Origin of the sequence: Paucidesulfovibrio gracilis DSM 16080 (assembly GCF_900167125.1) — a bacterium.
Taxonomy (GTDB): domain Bacteria; phylum Desulfobacterota; class Desulfovibrionia; order Desulfovibrionales; family Desulfovibrionaceae; genus Paucidesulfovibrio; species Paucidesulfovibrio gracilis.
Genome location: NZ_FUYC01000001.1, coordinates 387,731 through 412,453, shown reverse-complemented (window position 1 = coordinate 412,453; position 24,723 = coordinate 387,731). Strand labels below are relative to the sequence as shown.

General features: G+C 60.6%; 25 protein-coding genes and 1 tRNA gene. 7 read left to right on the top strand and 19 right to left on the bottom strand.

Features of this window, described 5'->3' with window-relative positions:
* Positions 1-3: 3 nt before the first annotated feature.
* From mraY to B5D49_RS01805, 7 genes are read right to left on the bottom strand one after another with little or no spacing between them, the layout of a single operon-like run.
* Entirely contained in the window at positions 4-1,080 is a 1,077-nt protein-coding gene (mraY, locus tag B5D49_RS01835; protein ID WP_078715934.1) for a phospho-N-acetylmuramoyl-pentapeptide-transferase, read from the bottom strand.
* On the bottom strand, positions 1,077-2,483 hold the full coding sequence (locus tag B5D49_RS01830; protein WP_078715933.1) for a UDP-N-acetylmuramoyl-tripeptide--D-alanyl-D-alanine ligase: 1,407 nt from the start codon (positions 2,481-2,483) through the stop codon (positions 1,077-1,079). Before B5D49_RS01830 ends, mraY begins: the two co-directional genes overlap by 4 nt.
* Complete coding sequence (locus B5D49_RS01825) at positions 2,480-3,940, bottom strand: UDP-N-acetylmuramoyl-L-alanyl-D-glutamate--2,6-diaminopimelate ligase (RefSeq protein ID WP_234990593.1); 1,461 nt, start codon at positions 3,938-3,940, stop codon at positions 2,480-2,482. Before B5D49_RS01825 ends, B5D49_RS01830 begins: the two co-directional genes overlap by 4 nt.
* A 19-nt stretch (positions 3,941-3,959) precedes the next feature.
* On the bottom strand, positions 3,960-5,948 hold the full coding sequence (locus tag B5D49_RS01820) for a penicillin-binding transpeptidase domain-containing protein (protein WP_078715931.1): 1,989 nt from the start codon (positions 5,946-5,948) through the stop codon (positions 3,960-3,962).
* Positions 5,949-5,976: 28 nt separating this feature from the next.
* Positions 5,977-6,291 carry a hypothetical protein gene (locus B5D49_RS01815; protein WP_078715930.1) on the bottom strand — a complete coding sequence of 105 codons (315 nt, stop codon included), beginning with the start codon at positions 6,289-6,291 and terminating at the stop codon, positions 5,977-5,979.
* Entirely contained in the window at positions 6,288-7,292 is a 1,005-nt protein-coding gene (rsmH, locus tag B5D49_RS01810) for a 16S rRNA (cytosine(1402)-N(4))-methyltransferase RsmH (protein WP_078715929.1), read from the bottom strand. Before rsmH ends, B5D49_RS01815 begins: the two co-directional genes overlap by 4 nt.
* Positions 7,282-7,749, bottom strand: a complete 468-nt coding sequence (locus B5D49_RS01805) for a division/cell wall cluster transcriptional repressor MraZ (RefSeq protein ID WP_078715928.1) — start codon at positions 7,747-7,749, stop codon at positions 7,282-7,284. The genes rsmH and B5D49_RS01805 overlap by 11 nt, the downstream gene beginning before the upstream one ends.
* A gap of 349 nt (positions 7,750-8,098) precedes the next feature.
* On the opposite strand from B5D49_RS01805, the gene pyk reads away from it, so the two are divergent.
* Together pyk and B5D49_RS01795 are read left to right on the top strand one after the other, a co-directional pair.
* Complete coding sequence (gene pyk / locus B5D49_RS01800) at positions 8,099-9,514, top strand: pyruvate kinase (protein ID WP_078715927.1); 1,416 nt, start codon at positions 8,099-8,101, stop codon at positions 9,512-9,514.
* Between the two features lie 2 nt (positions 9,515-9,516).
* Positions 9,517-10,527, top strand: coding sequence for an HD-GYP domain-containing protein (locus B5D49_RS01795; protein WP_078715926.1), 1,011 nt, complete (start codon positions 9,517-9,519; stop codon positions 10,525-10,527).
* A 149-nt stretch (positions 10,528-10,676) separates the two neighbouring features.
* Here the strand turns inward: B5D49_RS01795 and B5D49_RS01790 are convergent, their stop codons facing one another.
* Positions 10,677-11,042, bottom strand: a complete 366-nt coding sequence (locus tag B5D49_RS01790) for a hypothetical protein (protein ID WP_078715925.1) — start codon at positions 11,040-11,042, stop codon at positions 10,677-10,679.
* A complete protein-coding gene (locus tag B5D49_RS01785; RefSeq protein WP_078715924.1) occupies positions 11,043-11,816 on the bottom strand; it encodes a DUF4198 domain-containing protein in 774 nt (257 codons plus the stop codon). It abuts the gene before it with no gap.
* Positions 11,817-12,069: 253 nt separating this feature from the next.
* Here B5D49_RS01785 and B5D49_RS01780 point away from each other — a divergent pair, with 253 nt between their 5' ends.
* Positions 12,070-12,888 carry a DUF3108 domain-containing protein gene (locus B5D49_RS01780; RefSeq protein ID WP_078715923.1) on the top strand — a complete coding sequence of 273 codons (819 nt, stop codon included), beginning with the start codon at positions 12,070-12,072 and terminating at the stop codon, positions 12,886-12,888.
* On the opposite strand, the gene B5D49_RS01775 is transcribed toward B5D49_RS01780, so the two are convergent.
* Together B5D49_RS01775 and B5D49_RS01770 are read right to left on the bottom strand one after the other, a co-directional pair.
* On the bottom strand, positions 12,872-13,174 hold the full coding sequence (locus B5D49_RS01775) for a hypothetical protein (protein WP_144019049.1): 303 nt from the start codon (positions 13,172-13,174) through the stop codon (positions 12,872-12,874). The two genes, B5D49_RS01780 and B5D49_RS01775, sit on opposite strands and share 17 nt — an antisense overlap.
* A complete protein-coding gene (locus B5D49_RS01770) occupies positions 13,171-13,476 on the bottom strand; it encodes a hypothetical protein (RefSeq protein ID WP_078716041.1) in 306 nt (101 codons plus the stop codon). The genes B5D49_RS01775 and B5D49_RS01770 overlap by 4 nt, the downstream gene beginning before the upstream one ends.
* A 139-nt stretch (positions 13,477-13,615) precedes the next feature.
* Here B5D49_RS01770 and rlmD point away from each other — a divergent pair, with 139 nt between their 5' ends.
* A complete protein-coding gene (gene rlmD, locus B5D49_RS01765) occupies positions 13,616-14,974 on the top strand; it encodes a 23S rRNA (uracil(1939)-C(5))-methyltransferase RlmD (RefSeq protein ID WP_078715921.1) in 1,359 nt (452 codons plus the stop codon).
* Between the two features lie 87 nt (positions 14,975-15,061).
* Here the strand turns inward: rlmD and B5D49_RS01760 are convergent, their stop codons facing one another.
* Complete coding sequence (locus B5D49_RS01760; protein ID WP_159447102.1) at positions 15,062-15,511, bottom strand: universal stress protein; 450 nt, start codon at positions 15,509-15,511, stop codon at positions 15,062-15,064.
* Between the two features lie 142 nt (positions 15,512-15,653).
* Here B5D49_RS01760 and B5D49_RS01755 point away from each other — a divergent pair, with 142 nt between their 5' ends.
* Positions 15,654-16,919: an HD domain-containing protein gene (locus B5D49_RS01755; protein WP_078715919.1), complete on the top strand. Its 1,266-nt coding sequence runs from the start codon at positions 15,654-15,656 to the stop codon at positions 16,917-16,919.
* Positions 16,920-17,024: 105 nt separating this feature from the next.
* On the opposite strand, the gene B5D49_RS01750 is transcribed toward B5D49_RS01755, so the two are convergent.
* Positions 17,025-17,216: a hypothetical protein gene (locus tag B5D49_RS01750; RefSeq protein WP_078715918.1), complete on the bottom strand. Its 192-nt coding sequence runs from the start codon at positions 17,214-17,216 to the stop codon at positions 17,025-17,027.
* 203 nt (positions 17,217-17,419) lie between these two features.
* On the opposite strand from B5D49_RS01750, the gene B5D49_RS01745 reads away from it, so the two are divergent.
* The gene (locus B5D49_RS01745; RefSeq protein WP_234990592.1) at positions 17,420-17,953 is read left to right on the top strand and encodes a GNAT family N-acetyltransferase; all 534 of its coding nucleotides are present in this window, start codon (positions 17,420-17,422) and stop codon (positions 17,951-17,953) included.
* A gap of 158 nt (positions 17,954-18,111) precedes the next feature.
* Here B5D49_RS01745 and B5D49_RS01740 read toward each other — a convergent pair.
* The 3 genes from B5D49_RS01740 to B5D49_RS01730 all read right to left on the bottom strand — a co-directional run bounded on the left by B5D49_RS01740 (position 18,112) and on the right by B5D49_RS01730 (position 19,767).
* Positions 18,112-18,188 (bottom strand) — tRNA-Pro (locus tag B5D49_RS01740).
* A 185-nt stretch (positions 18,189-18,373) separates the two neighbouring features.
* On the bottom strand, positions 18,374-19,387 hold the full coding sequence (gene amrS, locus B5D49_RS01735; protein WP_078715917.1) for an AmmeMemoRadiSam system radical SAM enzyme: 1,014 nt from the start codon (positions 19,385-19,387) through the stop codon (positions 18,374-18,376).
* 80 nt (positions 19,388-19,467) lie between these two features.
* Positions 19,468-19,767, bottom strand: a complete 300-nt coding sequence (locus B5D49_RS01730; protein ID WP_078715916.1) for a hypothetical protein — start codon at positions 19,765-19,767, stop codon at positions 19,468-19,470.
* 213 nt (positions 19,768-19,980) lie between these two features.
* Between B5D49_RS01730 and purM the strand changes: the two genes are divergently transcribed.
* Positions 19,981-21,036, top strand: coding sequence for a phosphoribosylformylglycinamidine cyclo-ligase (gene purM, locus B5D49_RS01725; RefSeq protein ID WP_078715915.1), 1,056 nt, complete (start codon positions 19,981-19,983; stop codon positions 21,034-21,036).
* Positions 21,037-21,206: 170 nt separating this feature from the next.
* Here the strand turns inward: purM and B5D49_RS01720 are convergent, their stop codons facing one another.
* From B5D49_RS01720 to ispG, 3 genes are read right to left on the bottom strand one after another with little or no spacing between them, the layout of a single operon-like run.
* The gene (locus tag B5D49_RS01720; RefSeq protein ID WP_078715914.1) at positions 21,207-21,830 is read right to left on the bottom strand and encodes a 3'-5' exonuclease; all 624 of its coding nucleotides are present in this window, start codon (positions 21,828-21,830) and stop codon (positions 21,207-21,209) included.
* 11 nt (positions 21,831-21,841) lie between these two features.
* Positions 21,842-23,593 (bottom strand): proline--tRNA ligase, encoded by a 1,752-nt coding sequence (locus tag B5D49_RS01715; RefSeq protein ID WP_078715913.1) that lies wholly within the window; start codon positions 23,591-23,593, stop codon positions 21,842-21,844.
* Positions 23,594-24,670 (bottom strand): flavodoxin-dependent (E)-4-hydroxy-3-methylbut-2-enyl-diphosphate synthase, encoded by a 1,077-nt coding sequence (gene ispG, locus B5D49_RS01710; RefSeq protein ID WP_078715912.1) that lies wholly within the window; start codon positions 24,668-24,670, stop codon positions 23,594-23,596.
* Between the last annotated feature and the right edge of the window lie 53 nt (positions 24,671-24,723).

Here is a 24,723-nt window from a genome sequence, read left to right as displayed (position 1 = left end):
ATCCTACCTCAGCTTCAGGGTGGAGAGCGCCACCAACGCCAGCAAAATCGACAGAATCCAGAACCGGATGATGATTTTGGATTCCGGAATGCCCTTGAGTTCGAAATGATGGTGCAGCGGAGCCATGCGAAAAATCCGCTTGCCCCCGGAAAACCGGAAATAGCCCACCTGGAGAATTACGGACACGGTCTCGAAGACAAAGACTCCGCCAACGATGACCAGCAACAGTTCCTGTTTGGCCAGCACGGCCAGAAATCCCAGAACACCGCCGAGACTCAGGGAGCCGACATCGCCCATGAAGACCTGGGCGGGGTAGGCGTTGTACCAGAGGAATCCGAGTCCAGCCCCCACCAGGGCGCCGCAAAATACCGTAACCTCGCCCACGCCCGTGACCGCGGCCACGTGCAGATAATCGGCCATGTCCGAATGTCCGGCCACATAGATGAACAGGGCGAAGCAGGCCGCGTTGACGATGAAGGGACCGATGGCCAGCCCGTCCAGGCCGTCCGTAAGGTTCACGGCGTTGGACGTACCCACGAGGACGAATACGGCCAAGGGCAGGTAAAACCAGCCCAAATCCGGATGCAGATTCTTGAAGAACGGCACCGTGAGCACGGTGTTGTAATCCGGCGTGGAAAGCAGCGTGGCCACCGCGAGCATGGCCACAAGCATTTGCCCGCCGAACTTGGCACGGGCGGACAGTCCCAGGTTCCGGTGTTTGACCACTTTGATGTAGTCGTCCGCAAAGCCCACAGCGCCGAACCCTGCATACACGAACAGGGTCAACCAGAGGTAGGCGTTGGTCAGATCGCCCCAGAGCAGGGAGCTGGAAATCACGGCCAGGCCGATGATGAGTCCGCCCATGGTGGGGGTGCCTTCCTTGCACTGGTGGGCCGGGCCGTCTTCGCGGATGTACTGGCCGCACTTGATGCGCTTGAGCCAGCGGATCACGCTCGGGCCGAGCAGGATGGAGATGATCAGGGCCGTGAGCAGCGCATAAATGGACCGGAAGGTGATGTACCGGAATACGTTGAACGCGCTGATGGAGTCCGAGAGGGGATAGAGCAGATTGTAGATCATGCGTGGGCCTCCCGGCGGTTATCCAGCTCCCGGCGCAGCGCCTGGGCATAGTTTTCCATGCGGCAGGAGCGCGATCCTTTGAACAGGACCACCGCGCCAGCGGCGGATGACGCCGCGTCCAGCTCGCGCCAGTGGCGAAGCAGGGCATCGGGTTCGGCAACGGGCCGGACCAAGCCGTTGCACCGGCAACCGCGGGCCACGTCCTCGGCATGTTCGCCATGAAAAAACACGGCTTCGGGTCGGCATTCGGCCAGGAGCGCACCCAGGGCTTCATGTTCGGATCGGGCCGCATTGCCCAGTTCCTTCATGTCGCCCAGGACCAGCACCAGGGGCAGGCCGTTGTCGCGGGCCATGTCGTGGGCGGTGCGGATGGCGCCGTGCATGGAAATGGGGTTGGCGTTGTAGGTGTCGTCGATGATGGTGACGCCGTGCAGGTCGCGGCAGGCAAAGCGTTGCCCGGGGACATGAAGCGCATCCAGCCCGGCCTGGAGCGCGGCGAGGTCCAGGCCCAGCAGATGGCCCACTGTTGCGGCGGCCCCCAGGTTCTCGGCGAAATGCGCCCCACAGAATGGAGCCTCGACGTGGCCTTGTTCCTTCGGCGTGCGAATGAAATATCGACCGCGACCTTCCGCGAGATTGTGCGTGAAGCAGCAGAAATATGGAGAGTCCTTGTCCGTGGTGGAATAGCGCACCAGATCGGGCCGCAGGGCCAGGGCTTCCCGGAGCAGGGCCGGGTGGTCCGCATTGACCACGGCCTGGCCGTCAGGCCGGAGGTGACGCAACAGAGAGGCCTTGGCCCGGGCAACGCCGTCCAGGTCGCCCAGTCCTTCCAGGTGGGCGCAGCCGATGTTGTGGATTACGGCCATGTCCGGGGAGGCCACCACCCCGAGTTCGTCCATGTCTCCTGGCTTACTGATGCCCAGTTCCATGACCCAGAGTGCGGCTTTGGGATCGGCGCGGAAAATGGAAAGAGGCAGGCCGATCTGGTTGTTCAGGTTTCCGGCGTTGCGGCTGACCGAGCGGTCTTGCTGCGCCATGGCCGCGATGAGTTCCTTGACCGTGGTTTTCCCTGCCGAACCTGTTACGGCCAGCACACGGGCATGGGCTGCGTCGCGGCAGCCTCGGGCCAGAAGACCCAGCGTCTGAACGGTGTTCCGAACCATGAATACGGGAACGTCCAGATCAAGCAGCTTTGAGGAAACAACGGCTGCGGCTCCAGCGCGGACAGCGGCTTCAGCAAAGGCGTGGCCGTCGAACCGCTCCCCCTCGATGCAGACGAACAGGCTACCGGATTCCACGGCACGGCTGTCCGTGCATACGGACGTGAACCGGACATCGTCCCGGGGCGCGGTTTCGGCATCGCCGAGCAGGAGGCGTTCCGCCATACGCAGGGTCAGGGTCACCCGAGCACCTCCTGAATGGCCTTGGCCACGGATTCCACATCGGAGAAAGGCAGTTTTTCGTCGCCGACCTGTTGGTAGGTCTCGTGTCCCTTGCCGGCCACAAGCAGAACGTCGCCGGGTTGCATCATGGCCACGGCGCGTTCCATGGCCGCATAGCGGTCCACTTCGCGCAGGGCCAGGTGGCAGTTGGCCAGCCCGGGCCAGGCATCGTCCATGATGCGCACGGGATCTTCATGCCGGGGATTGTCCGAGGTGAGAATGCCCACATCCGCGTGCTTGGCCACGGCCTCGGCCATGAGCGGGCGCTTGGTGCGGTCGCGGTTGCCGCCGCAGCCGAACAGGGCCAGCAAGCGGCCTTCGGTGATCTCCCGCAGGGCCGTGAGCACGTTGATCAAGGCGTCCGGGGTGTGAGCGTAGTCCACAAAAATATCCAGCCCCTGGTCATTGGGAACCCGCTCCAGACGGCCGGGAACACCGTGAAACGCTTCGAGCTTGCGCATATCCCGCGGGGACAGTCCGAGGCAGAGTCCTACGGCCTGGGCCGCTAGCAGGTTCAGGGCATTGTGCTTGCCGATGAGCTTGGAGTGCATTTCCCACTGATTGCCTTGGTGATGCATACGCATGTGCAGGCCCGAGGCCGTGGAGGAGAGCACTTCCCCGTGCAGGGCGTCCGTATCTTCCGGCGCCGGACCCAGCCCATAGGCCAGGGCGTTGTGGGCCTCGGGCAGCAGCCGACGGCCGTAGGGGTCGTCATAGTTCAGCACCCAGACCTTGTCCTTGTTCGGACGTTCGCGAAAGAGCGCGGCCTTGGCGTTGAAGTAGTGCTCCATGTCTCCATGGTAGTCCAGGTGGTCCTGGGTCACGTTGGTAAGCACGGTGACGTCGAATTCCAGTCCGGCCACCCGTTTTTGTTCGATGGCGTGGGACGAAGCCTCCATGACCACGGCGTCAACATCGCTGTGGGCCATGTTGCAGATTAGTTCGTGCAGGGTCCAGCAATCCGGGGTGGTCAGGGTTGCGTCCAGGGAGAACCCGGGCCAGCGGTAGGCCACGGTACCCATCAGTCCCGCCTTCAGCCCCACGGCCGAGAGCAGGTGTTCGATGATGAAGGCCGTGGTGGTCTTGCCGTTGGTGCCGGTGATGCCCACGAGCCGCAGACGTTGATTGTCGGCGTGAAAATGAGCGCGGGCAAGTTGCCCCAGGGCTTCGGCCGCGTCGGGCCGGACCAGGAGAGCCGCGTCCGTGCCGTGGGTCCAGGTGCCTTCCTGTTGGGTGACGATATATTTGGCGCCGTTTTGCAGCGCATCGGGGATGAACCGGGTGCCGTCCACACTGCTGCCCGGCAAGGCGACAAACACCTCCCCAGGGAGCACTTTGCGGGAGTCGGTACGCACGCGCAGTCCGTCCGCCGCCAGCGCGAGCAGCTCGGTCCATGTGGGTTGATTGGGTTGCGACATGCCTTTCCTACGTTTTTCGTTATGAGAGCCAGAGAATAAAAACATCCTGCCCCCCTTGGTTTCCCGTTTCGGGCCAGGGCTGTCCCGGATCGGGCCGTTGGCCCGTCACGGTCATGCCGTTGCCCTTGAGCACCGGAACCACGCCGCCGCGCGCAAGGATTTCCATGGCGCGGCGCAACGGCATTCCAGTGACGTCCGGTGTGGTCCCTCCCTCAAAGGATGAACCGGACACGGGTTTCGGAGCCTCGGGCGGCCCCGTGTTCTGCTGCGCCATGGCGGCCTCGGCCACGGCCTCGCCGTCGGGAACCACCTCAAAGGCGGGACTGGACGGATCGGGCAGACGGCCATAGTAGGCCAGAGTGCGCATGGCCACTTCCTTGACCACTGGAGCGGCCACTTTGCCGCCTGCGTTGGTGGTCTCGGGTTCGTCCACCATGGTCACCACCAGCAGTTCCGGATCGTCGCCGGGAACCAGTCCCACGAACGAGGAGAGATATTTGTCCCCGTATCCTCCGGTGGTCGTGGCCTTCTGCGCCGTGCCGGTCTTACCCGCCATGGTCACACCGGGAATCCGTGCGAAACGGCCCGTGCCGTCCTCCTGAACCACTTCGGTCATCATGGAGAGCACCTGTTTGGCCGTGGACGGGCTGAACATCCGGTCCTGCGGGCCGAAATCCGCGTCCTGCTTGGGCAGGAGCACGAGCCGCAACGGTTGGCGCACGCCCTGGCAGGCAATGGGCAAAAAGGCCTGGGCCATTTGCAGGGCTGTGACGCTGATGCCCTGACCAAAGGAAGCTGCGGCCAGGTCGAATTCGTTCCATTCGCGCACGGGCCGGAGAATCCCCGGGGATTCCGCCGGAAGAGCAAGCCTGGAGCGTTCTCCGAAACCGTAGTGCCGGAGGTAGTCGAAATAGTGTTGGGCACCCAGGGCTTCACCGATTTTCGCGGCGCCGATATTGGAGGAGTAGCGCAGTACCTTGTTTACGGACATCCACTTGTAGTTGTGGTGGTCGCGAATCCAGTTCGGCCCGACCTTGTAGCGTCCTTCCTCGCAGTCAATGAGCTTGTCGGGCGTGATCACACCCTCTTCCAATGCCGCGGCAAAAAGCAGCGGTTTCATGGTGGACCCGGGTTCCACGGCGTCCATGGCCGCCCTGTTCCGACGGATGTCGGCGGTGGAACGGCGATACGCATTGGGATTGAAAAACGGATAACTGGCCATGGCCAGAATTTCGCCTGTTGGCACGCGGACCACCACAGTGGTGCCGCTTTTGGCTTTGAAGCGGGTCACGGCATCGGCGAGGGCTTGCTCTGTCACGTCCTGGATATGCGTGTCAATGGTCAGGCGCAGATCCTGGCCGTCGATATCCACTTCCCGTCCCTGGGCATCCAGGTAGAGACGTCGTCCCGAGGCGTCGCGCAGCTTGACTTGTTCGGCCTTGCCCCCGGCCAGGCGGGGTTCAAAGGCGCGTTCCAGCCCTTCCATGCCCTTGCCGTCGATGTTCACGAATCCGAGCAGTTGGCCGGCAAGCCGCCCCTGGGGATAAAGCCGTACATACTCACTGGTGAGGTACACGCCGTCCAGGTCCGCTTTTGTCAGGGCCACGGCTTCCCGATCCGTGATCTGCCGTTTGATCCAGATGAAATTTTTTCGGGAGGCCAGGTGCGCCTTGAGTCCCTGTTCGGAAACCCCGAGAATATCGTGCAGGGCTTTGGCGGTGGTGCCGCGGTCCGAGACTTCCACGGGCCGCAGGTACGCGGATTTGGCTTCCACACTGGTGGCCAGCAGATCGCCGTCACGCGCCAGGATGCGCCCGCGTCGTCCGCGTTCGAACTCGGTGGACAGCGTTTGCTTGGCGGCGAGTTGTTCCAGCTTGGGACCGCGGTAGAGCTGAATCCATCCGGCCCGGACCCACAGTCCGGCCCACACAAGGGCGAACAGAATCCCGGCCAGGATCAACCTGGAACCGCTGGGACCGGGACGTTTATGTTCTCGTTTCGCTCTCATGCCGTATTCCGTCTGTTCAGGAGACCGCTCAGTCTTGGACCGGCAGTCTGCGGATTTGTCCAGGCTCGGCCGGACCCAGCCCGTGCCGTGCGGCCAGTTTTTTGAGCTGGTAGGGGGAGAGCAGGTTGTTGCGCTCCACTTCCAGCTTGTCCACATGCTGGGTGATCCGTTCCATTTCGTTTTCCGCCTGTTCCATACCGTAGGCCAGTTCGGTGCGTTCTATGTTCAGCCAGACCGATGCCAGCCGCAGGCCCAAAGCCAGTAATACCAGCGCCAGAATCATCAGAAAGCCGTTGTGGGCGGACGTTTCCCGGGGTGCGGTTTCCGATCGTGCCGAACTCATGCCTCGGCTCCTGGCGTGAGTCGTTCGGCCACGCGCAGTTTGGCGCTCCGACTGCGCGGATTGGTCCCGGCCTCCTCCTCCGAGGGGCTGAGGGGCCGCTTGGTCAAGATTTTTACTTCCGGCTCGTGCTCGCAGGTGCACATGGGCTGGCGCGGCGGGCAGACGCAGCCTTTGGCGGCGCGCCGGAAGGCCAGCTTCACGGCTCTGTCCTCCAGGGAGTGGAAGGAAATGATGCAGACGCGGGAACCGGGATTGAGCCGCCCGGCAATGCGGTCCAGAAAGTATTCCAGTTCGTCCAGTTCGTGGTTCACGGCGATGCGCAAGGCCTGGAAGGTGCGGGTGGCGGGATGGGTGCGTGCCTTGGCCCGCCATTTGGCGGGATATGCCTGTTCCACGATACGGGCCAGTTGCAGGGTGTCTTCGATGGGAGCTTCCTCCCGCGCCTGGAGGATGGCCTTGACGATGCGTCCGGCCTGGGGTTCCTCGCCGTAGCGGTGCAGGATGCGTTTGAGATCCGAGTAGGAGCCTTTGTTGACCAGGGTGCGGGCCGGAGGCTGTCCGTCGGTGGGGTCCATGCGCATGTCCAGCGGGCCGGACTCCAAAAAGCTGAAGCCGCGCTCGGCGCGGTCGAGTTGCAGGGAGGAGACCCCCAGGTCGAGCACGGCGCCGTCCACGCCGGGCCATTGTTTGTCGTCCAGGGCGTCTTCAAAGCGGCTGAAGGGCAGGTGGTAGAGGTGGACCCGATCCCCGTGGGGGGCGAGTCGTTGTTCGGCCTGTTCCAGGGCTTGTTCGTCGCGATCCAGGCCGATGAGTTCGGCGTGGGGATCGGCAGGGGTGCGTTGCCGTTCCGCCTCATCCAGCAGGGCCAGGGAGTGGCCGCCCATGCCGAGGGTGCCGTCCAGGTACCGTCCGCCGGGCCGTGGGCGCAGCCATTCGACCACCTCGTGCAGGAGCACGGTGGTGTGCAGACGGCCGGGATCGGTGTTGGCGTTACACGGCATGGCCACCTCCCAGGAAGGGGAGTACGATGTCGTTTTCTTCAAGTTCTTCGGACACATCGCAATCAATGGACAGCAACTCTTCGTATTCCTTTACGGACCAGATCTCAAAACGGGCGCCCGAACCCATGACCACTACTTCCTTGTCCAGCCGACCGCTTTTGCGCAGGTTTACGGAGATGGGCAGCCGTCCCTGTGCGTCCAGCCGGGCTTCTTCGTAGCCGGACCAGAGGATGCGTTGCATGATCTGGAACTTACGGCTGGGATGGCGCCTCTTGTCCAGTTCGACTTCGGTGATCTCCCACTGATGAGGGGTCATGCCGATGACGTGGCGTTCGTAGAGCGTGAGCACGACCGTACCGTCCGCAGAGCCTTCCAGGAGCATGTCCTTGAAGTTCGGCGGAAGGGCAAGACGCCCCTTGGCGTCCAAATTGCGGTACGCTTGTCCACGGAATTTCATGCGCCCATCCCTCGTGCCGGGGTCGAAACCACTTGACCCCTCATTCTCCCACTTAATTACACCCTTTCACCACCCCTGCCCCTTTTATGGCATATTGTCAACAGGAAAAAGATTTTCACCTTTGTAAAAAACGTGATTATACCTTGATTGCGGGACATTTTTGGGCGCCGGGTGGAAGGTGGGAAAGCGGGGGATGGAAATAATGGTTAGTGATTTCGGCCTGCCGTATGCTATGGACAGTTCACGGGCAGGAAGGGACGAACAAGAATATCCTTTCCTTGGAAAACGGCCGCCGGACCGTTATGCCGGTACGACCAACACCGCGATATGCGGAGGAGGACAATAGCAGATGCGTACCAAGATCATCGCCACGCTCGGACCCGCCAGTTCCGACCGGGATGCCATTCTCGGACTGGTTCGGGCCGGGGCGCGGATCTTTCGACTGAATTTTTCGCATGGTGGGCGGGAAGGGTTTGAACGCCTGGTAGCCATTATCCGAGAGCTGGAACAGGAAACCGGGGAAACCCTGAGCATCCTGCAGGATCTTTCCGGCCCGAAGATCCGCACGTGCGACATCGGCCTGGGCACGTTGGAAGTGACCAAGGATACGGAAATCCTTCTGGGTGCCCCCGGTCAGGAAGAGGGTCGGGACGAGATGTTTATCTGCCTGGATCAACCCGAGATTCTGCGCAGCCTCAAACCCGGCGAAGTGGTGGCCCTGTCCGACGGCATGCTCCGGTTCAAGGTGGCGGAGCGGCTGGGGGAACTCTTGGTCCGCATGGTGGCTGTGAACGCTGGTATAGCCCCGCCCCGTAAGGGTATTTCCTTCCCGGGCAAGGACATCAGCCTGGAAGCCGTCACCGCCAAGGACCGGGCCGACCTCAAGGTGGGCCTGGAGCTTGGAGTGGACATGGTGGCCATCAGCTATGTGCAGGAGGCCGAGGATGTGGCCCGGCTCAAGTCCCTGATGCGGGAGTACGGCCGGACGCTGCCTGTGGTTTCCAAGTTGGAACGGCCCAAGGCCATCCGCAATCTGGATCGGATCATCGAAGAGTCCGACGGTATCATGGTGGCGCGGGGCGACCTGGGCCTGGAGTGTGATCTGCCCACATTGCCTTCCCTCCAGAAGCGAATCATCCGCGCTTGCAACCATGCGGGAAAACCCGTTATAGTTGCGACACAAATGTTGCTGTCCATGGTTTCCAGTCCCATGCCCACCCGCGCCGAGACCACGGACGTGGCCAACGCCATTCTGGACGGCGCGGACTGCATCATGCTTTCGGAGGAAACGGCCATTGGCCGATACCCGGTGGAAACCGTGCGCTACATGGGCGAGATCGCGGCGCAGGCCGAAGCGTACTTCTTTGAGGAGGCGCGGCCCGTTGCCCCGGCATACGAGGACCAGACCGCCAAGTTCCTGGCTTATGCCGCCTGCATGCTGGCGGATAAAAGCCGCTCCAGGGCCATTGTCTGCCACAGCCGCAGCGGCGCCACGGCCCGGATTCTCTCGGCCTGTCGGCCTCGCCAGCCCATTCATGCACTCAGCGCGGATCGTCGGACCCGGCATTTTACCCAGCTTTCCTGGGGAGTGATTCCGGCCGAACCGCCGACGGACGAGGAAAACCACCAGGAGCGCTGTGAACGGTACATCCGTGAGCATCAGGCGTTTCAGGAGGGGGACAGCGTGATCCTCACTGCGGGGCAGCCCACCAACAAGCGGCAGCTCCAAACCCAGACCAATGTGGTCAAGGTCTACGAGAAGTAAGTATGAGCGCTGCAAAAATCGATGTCCCCGAAGGCCTGAACGAGGAATACTACCAGATCAATACGGATATCCTTAGTAGCTTCAACAAGTTCCGCCCCCCGCTGGACATTTTCTTTCTCAAGGAGGATGTGGTCCGGCTCAAGCCGTACTATCGCGTGGGCGGGCGGTTGAGCATGGAGCAGACCGAGGAACTGCCCGAATTGACGAACCAGGGGCTGATCTTTGTTTCCCGCAAGGACCATGCGGTCTACGTCAAGCACATCAGCTACCAGCTGGATTTGGTGCTCATTGATAAGAATCTGCATGAACGCGAAATTGCGGACATCTTCACCCAGGCATTGACCCGTCGGCTGGAGGAATTCCTGGACCAGCCCGTGAAGCCCGTGTTCCAAAAACTCTACACAGACCTGATGGTGCTGACCGAGTACCTGATTACGGATATTCACCGCGTCCGCGCGCTCATGCGCCGGCTGCACAAGGAACACAGTCTGGCCCGCCATTGCTTCAATTGCGGCATCGTGGGACTGGCCCTCTACGGGTTCATCTACACCAATAATTTTGAGGAAGGCGGAGTCCGGCGGAAGTTTTTCGACCGGTTGACCCTGGGGCTGTTCCTGCATGACATGGGCATGAGCAAGGTGCCCAAGTTCATCGTGGACAAGGAATCCCCCCTGACCACGGACGAACGCAATAAAATTTTGCAGCATCCCATGCACGGGGTGGAGATGTTGGCCAAGCTCGACATCAAATATCCCGAACTGGAACAGTGCGTCATGGAGCACCATGAACGGCTCAACGGCTCGGGGTATCCACAAAAGCGCAGCGGGGACGACATTTCCTCCCTGGGACGCCTCTGCGCGCTGGTGGATTCCTGGTGTGCCATGATCACGAAGCGGGTGTACGCCGAACCCATGGACCGGTTGGAGGCGGTGCGCGCACTCATTGCGGACAATGGTTATGACACGGGCCTGGCGCAGCAGCTGCAGGTGCTTTTGGTGGAACGGCTGAAATAGCGGAGCAAGGCCTCAGGTCCGCTGTTTTGCAATGCTATAATATTATAATGATGCAATGCGTGGCCGGCGCTACGGGTTGCAGCATCTTCGGCAGGGACCGCCCGCACGTTTTGCGTAGGACGTGCGGGCGGTGTGCCATGAAGGGGTTCTCAAGGAACCGTCTGATCCGGCCGGACCTCGATTTCCATGTCAAAACCGTGGCCCATGCCCGCATTGACCTTGACAAGCCAGGTGCCGGGGCGGTCCGGCAGAAACGCGAAGCGTCCACGCGCATCCGTGCGTCCGTTTTGGAACTCCTCGTCTCCGCCGCCCGGCGGGTAGATCAATACTTCAGCATACGACGCCAAGGTGCCGTCGGAGAACGTGGCCTCCACCACCTGGGCGATTTGCTCATAGTTGATGCGTCGGATGCCGTGGGCGTGCGAAGGATTCGGGACACTGAGCCAGGCCGCCAGGACTACCAAGGTCCATAGCCCGATTCGTACCTGTCGCGTCCGGCAAAAACCGTTGCGCATTTATTGCACCTCAAAAATCAGAACCGAACGGATCACGTGGCCGTTGTAATCCTCGGTGGGTTGGTTGATCTTGTGTTCCACGCGAACCATCCACACGCCCGGAGCCGTGACCTTGACCCACACGGAGCCGTCGTCGCGCGGTTCGCCGGAGTAGGCAAAGGCCATGGTTTCATAGGAAAAACCGTCATACGTGGCCAATACGCCGTTGGTGGTCACGGGCTTGCCGTCCAGCAGCACCTTGAAGCCCAGTTCATCCCCGGGGCGCGCCATGGTGGGATCGCTCAGCGGGACGATTTCCAGCTTCTGACCCAATACCTGTTTCCAGCCATCATCGCCGTGTTCCACGGTGAGCAGCGTCTTGCAGAATTTTTCATATTTGTTGCTCTGGATCACGCCGTCCAGCCCCTTCATGGACGCGGCCTTCCAGCCTTTAGTGGTCTGCGTCCAGACAACGCCTTCGCGATGACCGGCCAGAATTGCGGTGCCTTCCCTTTTGGCTTTGAGTTGGCCGTCCAGGGTGAAAAGCATGGGGTTGGGTGTTACACTCAAGGCCGTGGACGATTTGCCCTCCACCAAGGCGAGCTTGACGTGCTCTTGCGGTTCCACCTCTTCGGAAACCATCATAACATGCGAGGAAATCACGGAAAAGGGGACTACCTCACCCTTTTGCACGGTCAGCTTGACGGGTTTGACAAGAAATTCATGAGCCTGGGCAGGCAAAGCCGCAAAAATCAAAGCCAGGCAGAGCAGGGGAAGCAGGCGTCGTGCGTTCATTATTCCTCCATTCAGGTTGGATAAAAATACAATTCGTAACACGATGTGTATATGGCCGGGATTGTAGTGTCAAGAATGTCTGTTTCGTGTCACGGGTTGATGGCCATGCACTCCATACGGAATTTCAACGCAAGGCCGCGGGACCACGGCAGCCTCGCGTGGAGCACGGCCCGGTCTGGCGAATCAGCAGGGGGAATGGTATGAACGTGGCGTGAGAAGGCAACGCGTGGTCTTGACGGAAACGGAGGTCGAAATGTCACGGATTCCATGGCGTCCAGCCCGGCCATTGTGCTGGTGCGTATGCCTTGTTGCCCTGCTGGTGGTGTTTGCTCCGATCAATGCGTCCTGGGCGGGATTGAAACGCTCCTGGCCGTACGCGCCCGGGGAGCGGCTGGAATATGAAATTTATTGGACCGTGGTCTATGCGGGGACGGCCAGTGTTTCCGTGTTGCCCGATACCGAGATCAAGGGGATTCCTGCCCGGCATTTTCGGGCAGAGGCGCGCTCCTCACCCTTCATTGATTCGTTCTACAAGGTGCGGGACACCATTGACTCCTGGACGGACATGACCGTGGACCGGACCTTGCGTTTTGAGCAATACCAGCGTGAGGGGGATTATCACCGCGACACCATTCTGGATATGGATTGGACTGCCGGGCGTGTGGACCGATATGGCAAAAAGGGGTTCAAGAACAGCCTGGATCTGCCCGGTGACGTGTTGGATCCGCTGGCCATTCTTTTCCACTTTCGCACGCACTGGCTGTTCAAGGATCGCGTGGTTTCAGGCTGGGTCACGGACGGCAAGAAAATGGTCAACGGATCCGGCCGGGTAGTGGGGCGTGAAACCCTGGATACCCCGTTTGGCCCGCTGGATTGTTTCCGGGTGGAGCCGGAGACCAAGGATTTGGGCGGCGTGTTCAAGAAAAGCGACGATGCGCGAATTGAGATGTGGTTTACGGCCGATGATCGGCGCATTCCCGTGCGGATCCGCAGCAAGGTGGTGGTGGGGCATTTTTCTCTGGAACTGATTGATGCCAAGGGCGTACCCGGTCTGGTCAAACTGGAGGATTGATCCGGGATTTGTCCAGGCGCAGATGGAGCTTGTTGGAGCGCGGGAACTCACGGCGCACAAGCCGTTTGAGCAGCCCGCGCAATTCCCGGCGTTCGCAGGTTTTGTCCTGGTGTGTAAATCCTCGTTCCTCCACGAGAAAGCGGCTCGAATCGCCGGAAGGAGCATGGATCGGCCGGACGCACACCCAACGGTCCCGCTTGTAGCTCAGTAGGGTCACGCCCGTGAACCCGGGTCGCTCTGCATGGCGCAGCACCTCAGCCACGGCATTGCCGCAGGGGATCATCACAGTTTTTTCAACTCCCGTCGCTGGGTGGGATCGCATTCCCCCAGCTGGTAGAGCCGCAGTTTGGTGGAGCGAGGAAATTCCCGTTTAAAAAGTGTCTTCAGCAGCTTACGCATGCCTTTGCGATCGGCGGCGTGCCGCTCCAGCACGTAACCATCTTCCCATACCTCGAAGGAATCCGGTCCGATCCGGCGGAGCAGCAGGGACCGGTTACGCTTATAGGTTCGTAAATCCAGGCAATGCCGGTCCGGGAGTTTGTCCAGGCGGCGGAGGATGTCTTCCAGGGCGGTGGCCTTGTCGATCATGGGGAAAGAGGCTAGGGAAGACGGCTTGATTTTGTCAACATGGTTTCTGTGGGGTTTCCACCGAATTTGGTATATAATTTTGTAATTTTCAATGTTCGGCGGTTCCATCTGACCGCGTGAACGTATATATAGGACACCTATGCAAAAAGACACGATCATCGAATGTGACATTGAATCCCTGGCTTATGGTGGACGCGGCGTGGCCCGCGTGGACGGCAGGGTTGTTTTTGTGGAACGGGCCTTGCCCGGCCAGACCGTCAAGGCCCGGCTGGTGAAGGTGAAAAAACGGTTTGCTGAAGCCGTGCTGGAAGCGGTGACGGAACGCAGCCCGGAACAGGCCGAGCCGTTTTGCCGTCATTTCGGCGAGTGCGGCGGATGCCTGCACCAGGATCTGGCCTATGACGCGCAATTGCGGGAAAAGCACGCCCAGGTGCGGGACGCCATGGAGCGACTGGGCGGATTGGAATTCCAAGAGGTGCTCGAGCCTGTGGGGTCGCCCCGAATTCAAGGCTACCGCAATAAAATGGAATTCGCGTTTACCGGACAGGGGGACAACCTGGTGCTGGGCTTGCGTCGGCGCGGCGCGAAAGAGGTGGTGGATGTGCCTGGCTGCCGGCTCATGCATGATGATGCCATTGCTTTGGTGCGCGAGGCCGCGGAGTTTTGCCGGGAGACGAACATCCCGTCCTGGTCGCCCCGGAATCGTAAAGGATACTGGCGACACCTGGTGGTGCGCCGCAGCGAGGCGGACGGCCGGAAGCTCGTGCATCTGATTACCACGCCGGATAAGGCCAAGCATGATGCGGCCAAGGCGTTGGGAGAATATCTTACGGCCGAAATGGGGGCGGACGGTTTTGTGCATTCCACCCGGAAAAGCGGTCTGGAACTGGCGTTCGGCGAACGCCGGGTCATGTCGCTGGGGCGGCCGCGTTTGTTGGAGCGGCTGTCCACAGGTTCCCGGGAATTGCGGTTCCATATTTCCGCGGACGCGTTTTTTCAGCCCAATACCGAAACGGCTGGAATCCTCTGCCGCACAGTGCTGGAATTTGCCGGACTGGGCGGCAACGAGCATGTGCTCGATCTCTATTGCGGTGCCGGTGGATTTGCGTTGACCCTGGCCGACCATGCCCGAAAGGTCACCGGGCTGGAGGTGGTGCCTGCGGCCGTGGAGGACGCCCTGCGTAACGCCGAGGTCAATGGTCTGGAGAACTGTACCTTTGAGGTGCGGGATTTGGACGGCGACAAGGAAGAGGAATTGCGGCTTCCGCAAGCCGACGTGGTGGTGTGTGATCCGCCGCGTGGCGGCATGTCCGCGCCATTGGTGCAGGCGTTGCGGCGCATGGCCCCCTCCCGCGTGGTGGCGGTGAGCTGTGATCCGCCCGCTCTGGCGCGGGATGCCGCGGAATTGGGCTATGTTCCGAAGCGGCTGATCACGGTGGATCAGTTTCCACATACGGCGCATGTGGAGTGCGTGGCTCTTCTGGAGCGGGAATCCTGAGCACGGGAAGAGTGCCGCATGACGAACGACCCCGGGAAGCGGTAGGACCGTCCCGGGGTCATTTGCGTGGAGGCTGTGTGCGTGAGATTATTTGGCGCTGGGCAGCCGATGCTTGAGCCGGATGGCCAGCACGGGGCAGTCCGCAATGTGCATCAAGGCGTTGGTGGTACTGCCCACAATCATGCCCACGAGATTGGAACGCCCGCGTGAGCCGATGATGATGATGTCGGCGTTGCGCCGCTGGGCCGTGTCTGCAATGGCTTCAGCCGCGGGACCGTCCAATATGTGGGATTCCCAGGGGACGTCGTTTTTATCCAGGAGTTCCTGATACCAGGATTGCCGGTGCTTGGCCCGCCGCCGCATCTCCTTCATGGTGTACTGGTGTGCGGGGTCGTTGGTAACAATGGTCTGCCCGCGATAGGTGGTTACGATAAGCACCTTGGAACCGAAGGCTTTGGCCAGATCCACAGCGTAACGCGCTGCATGTTTGGAGTGGTCCGAGCCGTCCGCGCCGAGCAGTATTTTCTTCATGGGCATGGAAACGATTCCTCCGGGCTTGATGGCGTTGGGGTTGTCAGTCTGAAGTATATGTAGAATTTTTTCCCGAAAATGGCAACGATACGGGCGCTCCTTGTGGCCGCGGCGTTTGGCGTGTAGGGACCAGGAAAGGGAGGCGACCATGCAACGACCCATGATCCGAAAAGGACTCTTGGACCTGGTGTTCTCCGGCGCGTATATGAAACGCTGGAACGACAAACTGCGTCCATTGCAGCTTGTGGAAGTGGATAAACAGTCGCACAAGATGATTGTGGCCTGGCTGCTGTTCATGCTCAACAGTCGGGACATGGATGAAGGCACCCGCCTGAATCTTGGTGACCAGGTGGTAGAAGGCGGCATGTTCGACTACCTGTTCCGACTGGTCATCACGGACATCAAGCCTCCGGTTTTTTACCGCATCAAGGCCAACCCCGATGATTACGCCAGGCTCTCGGACTGGGTGCTCAAAACGCTGCGCCCCCTGCTGGCTCCTCTGGGCGAGGAGTTTCTCTGCCGCATGACCGACTGGCTCCGTGTCCCCGAGGAGGACACCCAGGCCCGGCGTATTCTTTCGGCCGCCCACCTCTACGCCAGCTATTCCGAATTCAAGCTCATCAAGGGGCTGAATCCGTTCGGCTACGATATGGATGAGATCGAACGCAGCTTTCTGGACCGGCTGGATGCCTTGTCGGGTGTGGCCGGTGTGCCGGAATTGCTGGCCGGACTGGCGGATGAATCCCAGGCCGGGGCCATGGCCCGGCTTGCCGCGCTGTGCGGGCATTTGCGTTTTCAGCAGCGCTGGTCCCAAACGCCCCGCGTGCCGGAAACCACGGTGCTGGGGCATGTGTTCCTGGTGGCGGCCTATGCTTGGTTCTTCAGCCTGGAAGTGGGCGCCTGCCGCGCCCGGCGGCAGAATAATTTTTTCACCGGCCTGTTTCATGATTTACCGGAATTGCTCACCCGGGACATCATTTCGCCGGTGAAGCAGTCCGCACCGGAAATCGCGGACTTGATCCGGGCCTACGAGGAAAAAGAGCTGGAGCAGATGGTCCTGGAACCATTGCGCGGCGGGGGGTACACGGATATCGCGGCCCGGTTGGAATATTATTTGGGCAAGGAAGTGGGATCCGAGTTCACGGCCTGCGTAGTGCGGGGCGGAAAGGTGCAACGCGTGGAAAGCGTGGAACTGGCCCGGCGTTTCAATAAGGACGGGTTTGACCCCAAGGATGGGGAACTGTTGAAGATGTGCGACAGCATCGCCGCGTTTATCGAGGCGTACGCCGCCATTCGCAATGGCATCAGCGCGGACCAGCTGCATCAAGCTGTCTGGCGTCTGCGCAGCAGGTTTCAGGAAACGCCGGAAGTGGCAGGGGTGCAGGTGGGGGCGCTGATGGCGGATTTTGATTGATTTTTTACCTCTGCAATCGACTGAAAACAAGAATGTTTTATTTATATGGTGTTGTCTTCGGTGGGCGGCAGGAAGCCCAGGAAAGGGCATAGAAAACGACGAAGGTCAGACTTTTAAAATCTGCTTGCCCGGTCTTCCGGTTTGGGGAGTGGCTTCCATGGTCCGGGCGGAAATCTTGCCGCCGCAATCCAGGCATTGCCAATAGGATCGGGATGTAAGCGGACACCGCAGACAGTTGATGAACTTCTGATAGGTGGTGGTCCCGCAGTGGGGGCAGGGGCGACGTTGCAGTATCATGCCATGATCCGTCCATGATCCGTAACCTGTTGCGCAGGCTTGAAATGTAGCCTGAGAATCAAACTCGACTACCCTGGAACGATCAGCAATGCAAGCGATTGAGATGTTTGTAACAATCCGTAACGCTGTTCCGAAGCCAGGTAGGGCTATGGAAAATAGCGTTGAAGCAGTAACGACAATGGATGAAAGGATATTAAATAGTTATGACTATTGTGATGGGTGATGTCGCGATACGCCAAGTCGAACCCAGGGATCTGGATTCGTGCTGTACTCTTGAGGCCGCGTGTTTTCCTCCGGCCGAGGCTGCGGACCCGCAGTCCGTGCAGGTGCGTCTCCAAACGTATGCCGAGGGATTTTTAGTGGCCGAAACCCGTGGAGCAAAGCGGGTCGTGGTGGGCATGGTCAACAGCGGAGCTACGCACAAGACCGATATCACGGACGAAGCGTTCAAAAAGCTGGTGGGGCATGATCCGGACGGGAGCAATCTGGTTGTTTTTTCCCTGGCCGTGCTGCCGCAGTTCCAGGGGCGTGGCATTGCCGGGCAGCTCATGCGTGCCTATGCCGAACGTGGGGCGGCGATGCGCAAGCAGCGAATCCTGCTGCTCTGCAAGGATCGGCTGGTACCCATGTATGAACATCTGGGCTACCGTGACGCGGGCCTGAGCGCGTCGGACCACGGCGGCGCCTGCTGGCACGAAATGGTGCTGGACCTTGCCGTGCACAAGGGTATGGCCTGAGCCGGATTTTGCCTGGCTGTGAGCGGTGCGTGCGGTGCCAATCTGAACTGGAGGGAAGGGCGGCGTAAGGGGGTGGCCTAAAGCCGTTTGTACCTATATTTGTACCTACACGGTTTTGACATCTCCACCAGATTATGTCTTAACCAGTTGAATTTAATTGGTCGGGGCGGAGGGATTTGAACCCCCGGCATCCTGCTCCCAAAGCAGGCGCGCTACCAGTCTGCGCCACGCCCCGACGGGTGGATACTGTTACGGAAAAAGCACGGCAATGGCAACCGTTCTGAAGCGCTGAAATGGCGTGGAGTCGTGGAATATGCTTTGGCGGCGAGAATCCGTGTTTGCACCCAGCAATGATTTCTCCTGAAACGGCGTTGCAATCGTTTGCACTGCCAACGCTGGAAGTCGTTTTGGGGCCGTCGGCTAGTTCCACACCCCGGCGATGGGGTGTCCGCAATCCGGGCAGTGACCGTCGCCGATACGGTAGTCGCGCACGCCGAATCCCAGTCGTTCCACAAGCCGCTCGCCGCAACCCGGGCAAAACGTATGGTTGGCCTCATGGCCGGGTACGTTGCCGATATACACGTAGCGCAAACCTGCTTCGTGTCCGGCGCGCAAGGCACGCTCCAGGGTGGGCAGGGGGGTGGGCTGCGTGTCCATGAGTCGGAATTGGGGATGAAAGCGGGAAACGTGCCAGGGGGTGTCCTTGCCCAGGGTCTCGGCAATACATCCCGCCAGACTCATGAGCTCGGCCTGCTCGTCGTTCCACCCGGGAATGACCAGTGTGGTTATCTCCAGCCACCAGCCCATTTCCCGCATGATGCGAAGGTTTTCCAACACCGGAGCCAGACGTGCTCCGCACAGATCCTTGTAAAAGGTGTCTGTAAAGGCTTTGAGGTCGATGTTGGCGGCATGGATGAGCGGTCCGAGTTTTTCAAGGCATTCCGGACCCTGGTAGCCGTTGGAAACCAAAATATTACGCAATCCCTGCTCTTTGGCCAGGGTTGCGGTGTCGCGCATCAGCTCAAAGTAGATGGTAGGCTCGGAATAGGTGTAGGCGATGGACGTGGCCTGATTGCGAAGCGCCGCGTCCACGAGTTCGGCCGGTCCGGCCACGCGGCCGGGAATGGTGCCGCCCTGGCGCGGAAGTTGGGAAAGGGAGTCGTTCTGGCAAAAGGCGCAACTAAAATTGCAACCCGCCGTGCCAAAGGAAAAGGTCTGGCTGCCGGGCAGGAAATGATACAGCGGCTTTTTTTCAACGGGATCCAGGTTCAGGGCCGCAAGCCGGTCGTAGACCAGGGAGTATAGAATGCCGTCCCGGTTTTCGCGGACACCGCAATACCCGCGTTCTCCCGGGGCGATGACGCACATTCGGCGACATAAACGGCATTGCACTCGGTCATCATTCAGCGGTTGCCATAAGCGGGCCTCGAGCATCTCGCACCTCCGTGTTCCCAGGCTACTGCAACGAACGGGAAAAGTGAAGTGCTTGGCGATAGTTGGTTGACGAATCAGGCTTATTCGTCCGCAGGGTCGCTTCCCCAATCCACATTGGGGTCCACGGTCAGGATGACCTTGTCGTACCAGTCGGTTTCCTTGTCCGGTGCGGCCGGGCGATACCCCCATACGGAATTTTCATTTTCATCGGTGCCGAAGTAGCTTTGCCCCTGCTGCATCCGGGTACCCCACACCGAATCCTGACGGTCTGCGGCGGTGTCCTTGTTTTCAAAACTGCGGCCCTGGGCCAGGCCTGCCGTGAAGTATGCGGCAAAGACCAGGGCGCATGCCACGTAAAGCATCATCAGACGGGAACGCATGGCAACCTCCTTGCGGGGCGTGAATATCCGGCCCCCTGAAACAGGGCAAGCAATAATCGGGCCTGTGCGTAACAGCCCGAAAAAGCGCGGGCAAGGCAGGCCGCACGCGCTTGCGGGTCAAAACCCCGACACAAGAGCGGAAGCCGGGACTTGAACTCCGTGCGCATCCCGCCTATCATCCCTTCTTTCCAATCACCCCCCAAGGAGCACGAAATGAGCGACGCCAAGGGTCGCGCCGACGCATACAAGGCTGCCGGCGTGGACATTGAAGCCGGAAACGCCTTTGTCGGGCGCATTAAGGATATGGTCAAATCCACGTTTACCCCGGGCGTGGTCACGGAGATCGGTGGATTCGGCGGGCTGTTCCGCCCCGATCTGACGGGTATGGAGGAGCCGTTGCTTGTTTCCGGTGCCGACGGCGTGGGCACCAAGCTTAAGCTGGCCTTCCTGTTCGACAAGCACGACACCGTGGGGATCGACCTGGTGGCCATGAGCGTCAACGACGTGTTGGTGCAGGGCGCGGCTCCGCTGTTTTTTCTCGACTATTTCGCTACTGGTCGCTTGACCAGCGGTGTTCCCGAGGCCGTTGTCTCGGGCGTGGCCGAGGGCTGCCGACAGTCCCAATGTGCTCTGCTCGGCGGCGAAACGGCAGAAATGCCGGGCTTTTACCCGGACGGGGAGTACGATCTTTCCGGGTTCTGCGTGGGCATGGTGGACCGGTCCCGCTTGGTGGACGGCAAGACTGTGCGCCCGGGTGACGCCGTGGTGGGGCTGGCCTCCTCGGGCATCCATTCCAACGGGTATTCCCTGGTGCGTAAACTTTTTGATCAATCGGGCCTGCGCGGGGACGACGCGTTCCCGGGCGGAGAAAAAAGCGTGGCCGAAACCCTGCTGGAGCCAACCCGCATCTACACCCGATCCGTGCTCCATCTGCTGGACAAGGTCCAGGTCAATGGCATGGTGCACGTCACGGGCGGCGGATTTTATGACAATATCCCCCGGGTGCTGCCCGAGGATGTGGCCGTGCAGGTGGAATTTGGTTCCTGGCCCATGTTGCCGGTGTTCGACTGGTTGCGGAAGCAGGGCGAACTTTCCTGGCCCGAAATGTTGCAGATATTCAACTGCTCCGTAGGCTATGTGGTCATTACCCCGGAGCCGGACGCGGCCCTGGAGGTGCTGGCGCAGCATGGCCAACCTGCGCACGTCATCGGTGAGGTGGTGGAGCGGGGCGATCTGGAAGAGCAGGTCGAGATCCGTTTCCCGCGGTAATCACCGAACAGGGCAGGCACGATGGAGACCGCGGAGTCGTACTTCGCGGCATTGTGCGCCACAATGCAATGAGGGCGTGGCCGCGTGGCCGGAAAAACGCCCCAAAAAAGGCACCGACATTCTGCCGGTGCCTTTTTGCTGCCAAGGGGCAGTTGTTTGTGCCTTGCGAATTAAAGAATGCCGAGTTTTTGGAAGGCGATGAAGAGTTCGCGGCTGATCCAGGCATCCGTGGCCGCATAGATCACTTGTTTGTGGGAGAGTGGATCACGGGCCCAATTGGAGCATTGCGCGCTTTTGGAAACCCGGAATCCGAGGAGGTTTGCGGCGAGGTTGCGCAGGCCGTGGGTCTGCATGTTCACCTGCTGGGAGATTTGTCCCAGGTCCACAAAGCTTTGCGGCGTGAATCGGCAGAGCTTTTTCAGGCCCACCAGGTCGTCGTGTACGGCCACGCCGGATTTGATGATGTTTTTGTTGCCCAGCAGTTCGGCCAGGCCGTTGTCCAGGCCCACGTGCTGGAGCTGAATCACGAACACGCGGTCCACGGTGGCCAGCTGGAGCAGGTTGGGCGGTCCGGGGGTGTGGCCTTTTTTGAACACGGGCCGGGTTTCCGTGTCGAATCCGAGCAGGGGTTCGCTTTCCATACGTGCCAATGCCCAGTCCAATTGCTTGTTGTTGCGGATGACACGTGTTTCGCCTTCCCACTTCCGCAGGGGCATGTCGTTGATTTCTTCGTTGGGGTAGGCGCGCAGATGCATCTCCGCGATCTGCGCGTCCAGGTTGATTTGTACTGTCATGCGATGCTTGTTTACTGTTGGTCTTCTTTCAGCCCCCAAGCGCGCCAGATTTCGTCGCGCCAGGCCGTGAAGTTGTTGATGAAATCGTCCAGGGGCAGCTCGGTCCGTTCGCCGGTCCGGCGGTCCTTGGCTTCAATGATGCCGTTTTTCAAGCCCTTGCCGCCGAGCACCAGCTGCATGGGATAACCGATGAGGTCGGCGTCGTTGAACTTGACGCCGGGCCGTTCGTTGCGGTCGTCATAGAGAACGTCGATGCCCGCTTCCGTAAGCTGGGTGTAAAGCTCTTCGGCCTTGTCCACCACGCTCTGGTCCTTGCCGCCCAGGGCCATGAGGCAGACCTCGAACGGGGCGATGGAAGGCGGGAAAATAGCGCCGCCGTCGTCGTTGTTCTGCTCAATGGCCGAAGCCATGATGCGGGAAACCCCGATGCCGTAGCAGCCCATGATCATGGGGCGGTCCTTGCCGTTTTCATCCAGGAAGGTGGCGCTCATGGCTTCGGAGTACTTCAGGCCCAGTTTGAACACGTGGCCCACCTCAATGCCCTTCCAGAACTCGATGCGGCCGCCGCATTCCGGGCAGGGATCTTCCGGCGTGATCATGCGCAGGTCTGCGAACTGCTCCACTTGGGCGTCCCGGCCCAGGTGCAGGTTTTTGACGTGGGCGTCCCCTTTGTTGGCACCCGCGATCCAGCCCTGGTCGAGGCGCAACTCAAAGTCCGCCACCAACCGCTGGACCTTGAGTCCCGCAGGACCGGCAAAGCCCACGGGCGCGCCGGACCATTCGCGAACCTGTTCCGGGGTGGCCATGTGCAGTTCATTGGCGCCCAGGAGATTGCGCAGCTTCACTTCGTTGAGTTCCCGGTCGCCCCGCACCAGCGCGGCAACAGGTTCCCCGTCCGCGTCGAAAAGCAGGGTCTTGACCAGAGCCGAAGGATCGGCCTGCAAGAATTCACAGACCTGCTCCACGGTGTGCTGTTCCGGGGTGGCCACTTCTTCCATGGCTGGGACGTCGGTCTGTGCGGGACACTGTCCGCCGGGATCCATGGTGGCGGCTTTTTCCAGGTTGGCCGCGTAGCCGCAGGATTCGTTTTGGCAGACCGCGATGGTGTCCTCGCCGGTTTCGGCCAGGACCATGAATTCGTGGGAAAAGCTGCCGCCGATGGCGCCGGAGTCGGCGCGAACGGCCCGGAATTTCAAGCCGATGCGTTGAAAGATGCGCTTGTACGCTTCGTACATGAGACGGTAGCTTTCTTCGGCTCCGGCCTCGTCCTTGTCAAAGGAGTAGGCGTCCTTCATCACGAATTCGCGACCGCGCATCAGCCCGAAGCGGGGCCGGACCTCGTCGCGGAATTTGGTCTGGATCTGATAAAGGTTCAGCGGCAGTTGCTTGTAGGAGCGCACCTCGCCGCGGACCAGATCGGTGATGACTTCCTCGTGGGTGGGGCCGAGACAGTAATCCCGATCGTGCCGGTCCTTGAACCGCAACAGCTCCCTGCCGTAAAATTCCCAGCGTCCCGACTCCTTCCAGAGATCGCCGGGCTGCACCGTGGGCATGAGCACTTCGATGGCTCCGGCGCTGTCCATTTCCTCGCGCACGATCTGGGCCACCTTGTTCAGGCTGCGCAATCCCATGGGCAGGTAGTTATAGATGCCGCTGGTGAGTTTGCGGATCATGCCGGCGCGGAGAAGAATTTTGTGGGAGATGACCTCGGCCTCGGCCGGGGATTCTTTTAATGTCGGAATGTAATAGCGGCTCAAGCGCATTTAGTTACCTCGTCGTTCTTGGAGAAAGGATTCCAGTTCCTTCATGAATTCGGGCAGCAGGTTTTCCTCGCCGCGTACCTTGCGGATGACCTCGCCCTTGCGAAAAATAATGCCAAGCCCCCGGCCCCCGGCAATGCCGATGTCCGCTTCCCGTGCCTCGCCCGGGCCGTTGACCACGCAGCCCATGACAGCGCAGGTGAACACGTCGTTCACGCCCCGCAGTCGTTCCTCCACCTGGGCGGTCAGCCCGATGAGGTCGATTTCCGTGCGGCCGCAGGTGGGGCAGGAAACGATTTCCGGGCCACGCTCCCGCAAGCCCAAAGCACGCAGAATTTCCCAGGCCACGCCGATTTCGTCCACGGGATCATGGGTCAGGGACACGCGCAGGGTGTCGCCCAGCCCCTCCCAGAGCAGAATGCCCAGGCCCACGGAGCTTTTGATGGCGCCGCGCACCAGGGTGCCTGCCTCGGTGACGCCGATGTGCAGGGGGTAGTCCACGCGCCTGGCCAGCAGCCGGTAGGCGGCAATGGTGTTCAGCACGGAGGAGGACTTCAGGGAAATTTTAATATCCTCGAAGCCGCGTTTTTCCAGCAGGGCAACATGGGCCAGGGCGCTTTCCACCATGGCTTCGGGCGTGGGACCGCCGAATTGTTCCAGCAAGTGCTTTTCCACGGACCCGGAGTTGACGCCAATGCGGATGGGCAGCCCCTTGTCGCGGGCAATGTCCACCACGGCATCCACTTTATCGGGACCGCCGATGTTGCCCGGGTTGATGCGCAGGGCGTCCACTCCTGCCTCGGCCGCCATGATGGCCAGGCGGTGGTCGAAGTGGATGTCCGCCACCAGGGGGACGTCCGTGTTGGAGCGGATGGCGGTAAGGGCGTTGGCCGCGATGTCGTCGGGTACGGCCAGGCGCACGATTTCGCATCCGGCTTCGGCTAGCCGGGCGATCTGGGCCAGGGTCGCGTTCACGTCGCGGGTGTCGGTATTGCACATGGACTGGACACGCACGGGGTTGTCCCCGCCCACGCCCACGCCTCGAATGTGGATTTCACGGGTCTTGTGGCGATCATTCATGGGGAACCGACCGTAACCGAATTCAGGGTGCAAGCCAAGCGCGCGGACCAAGG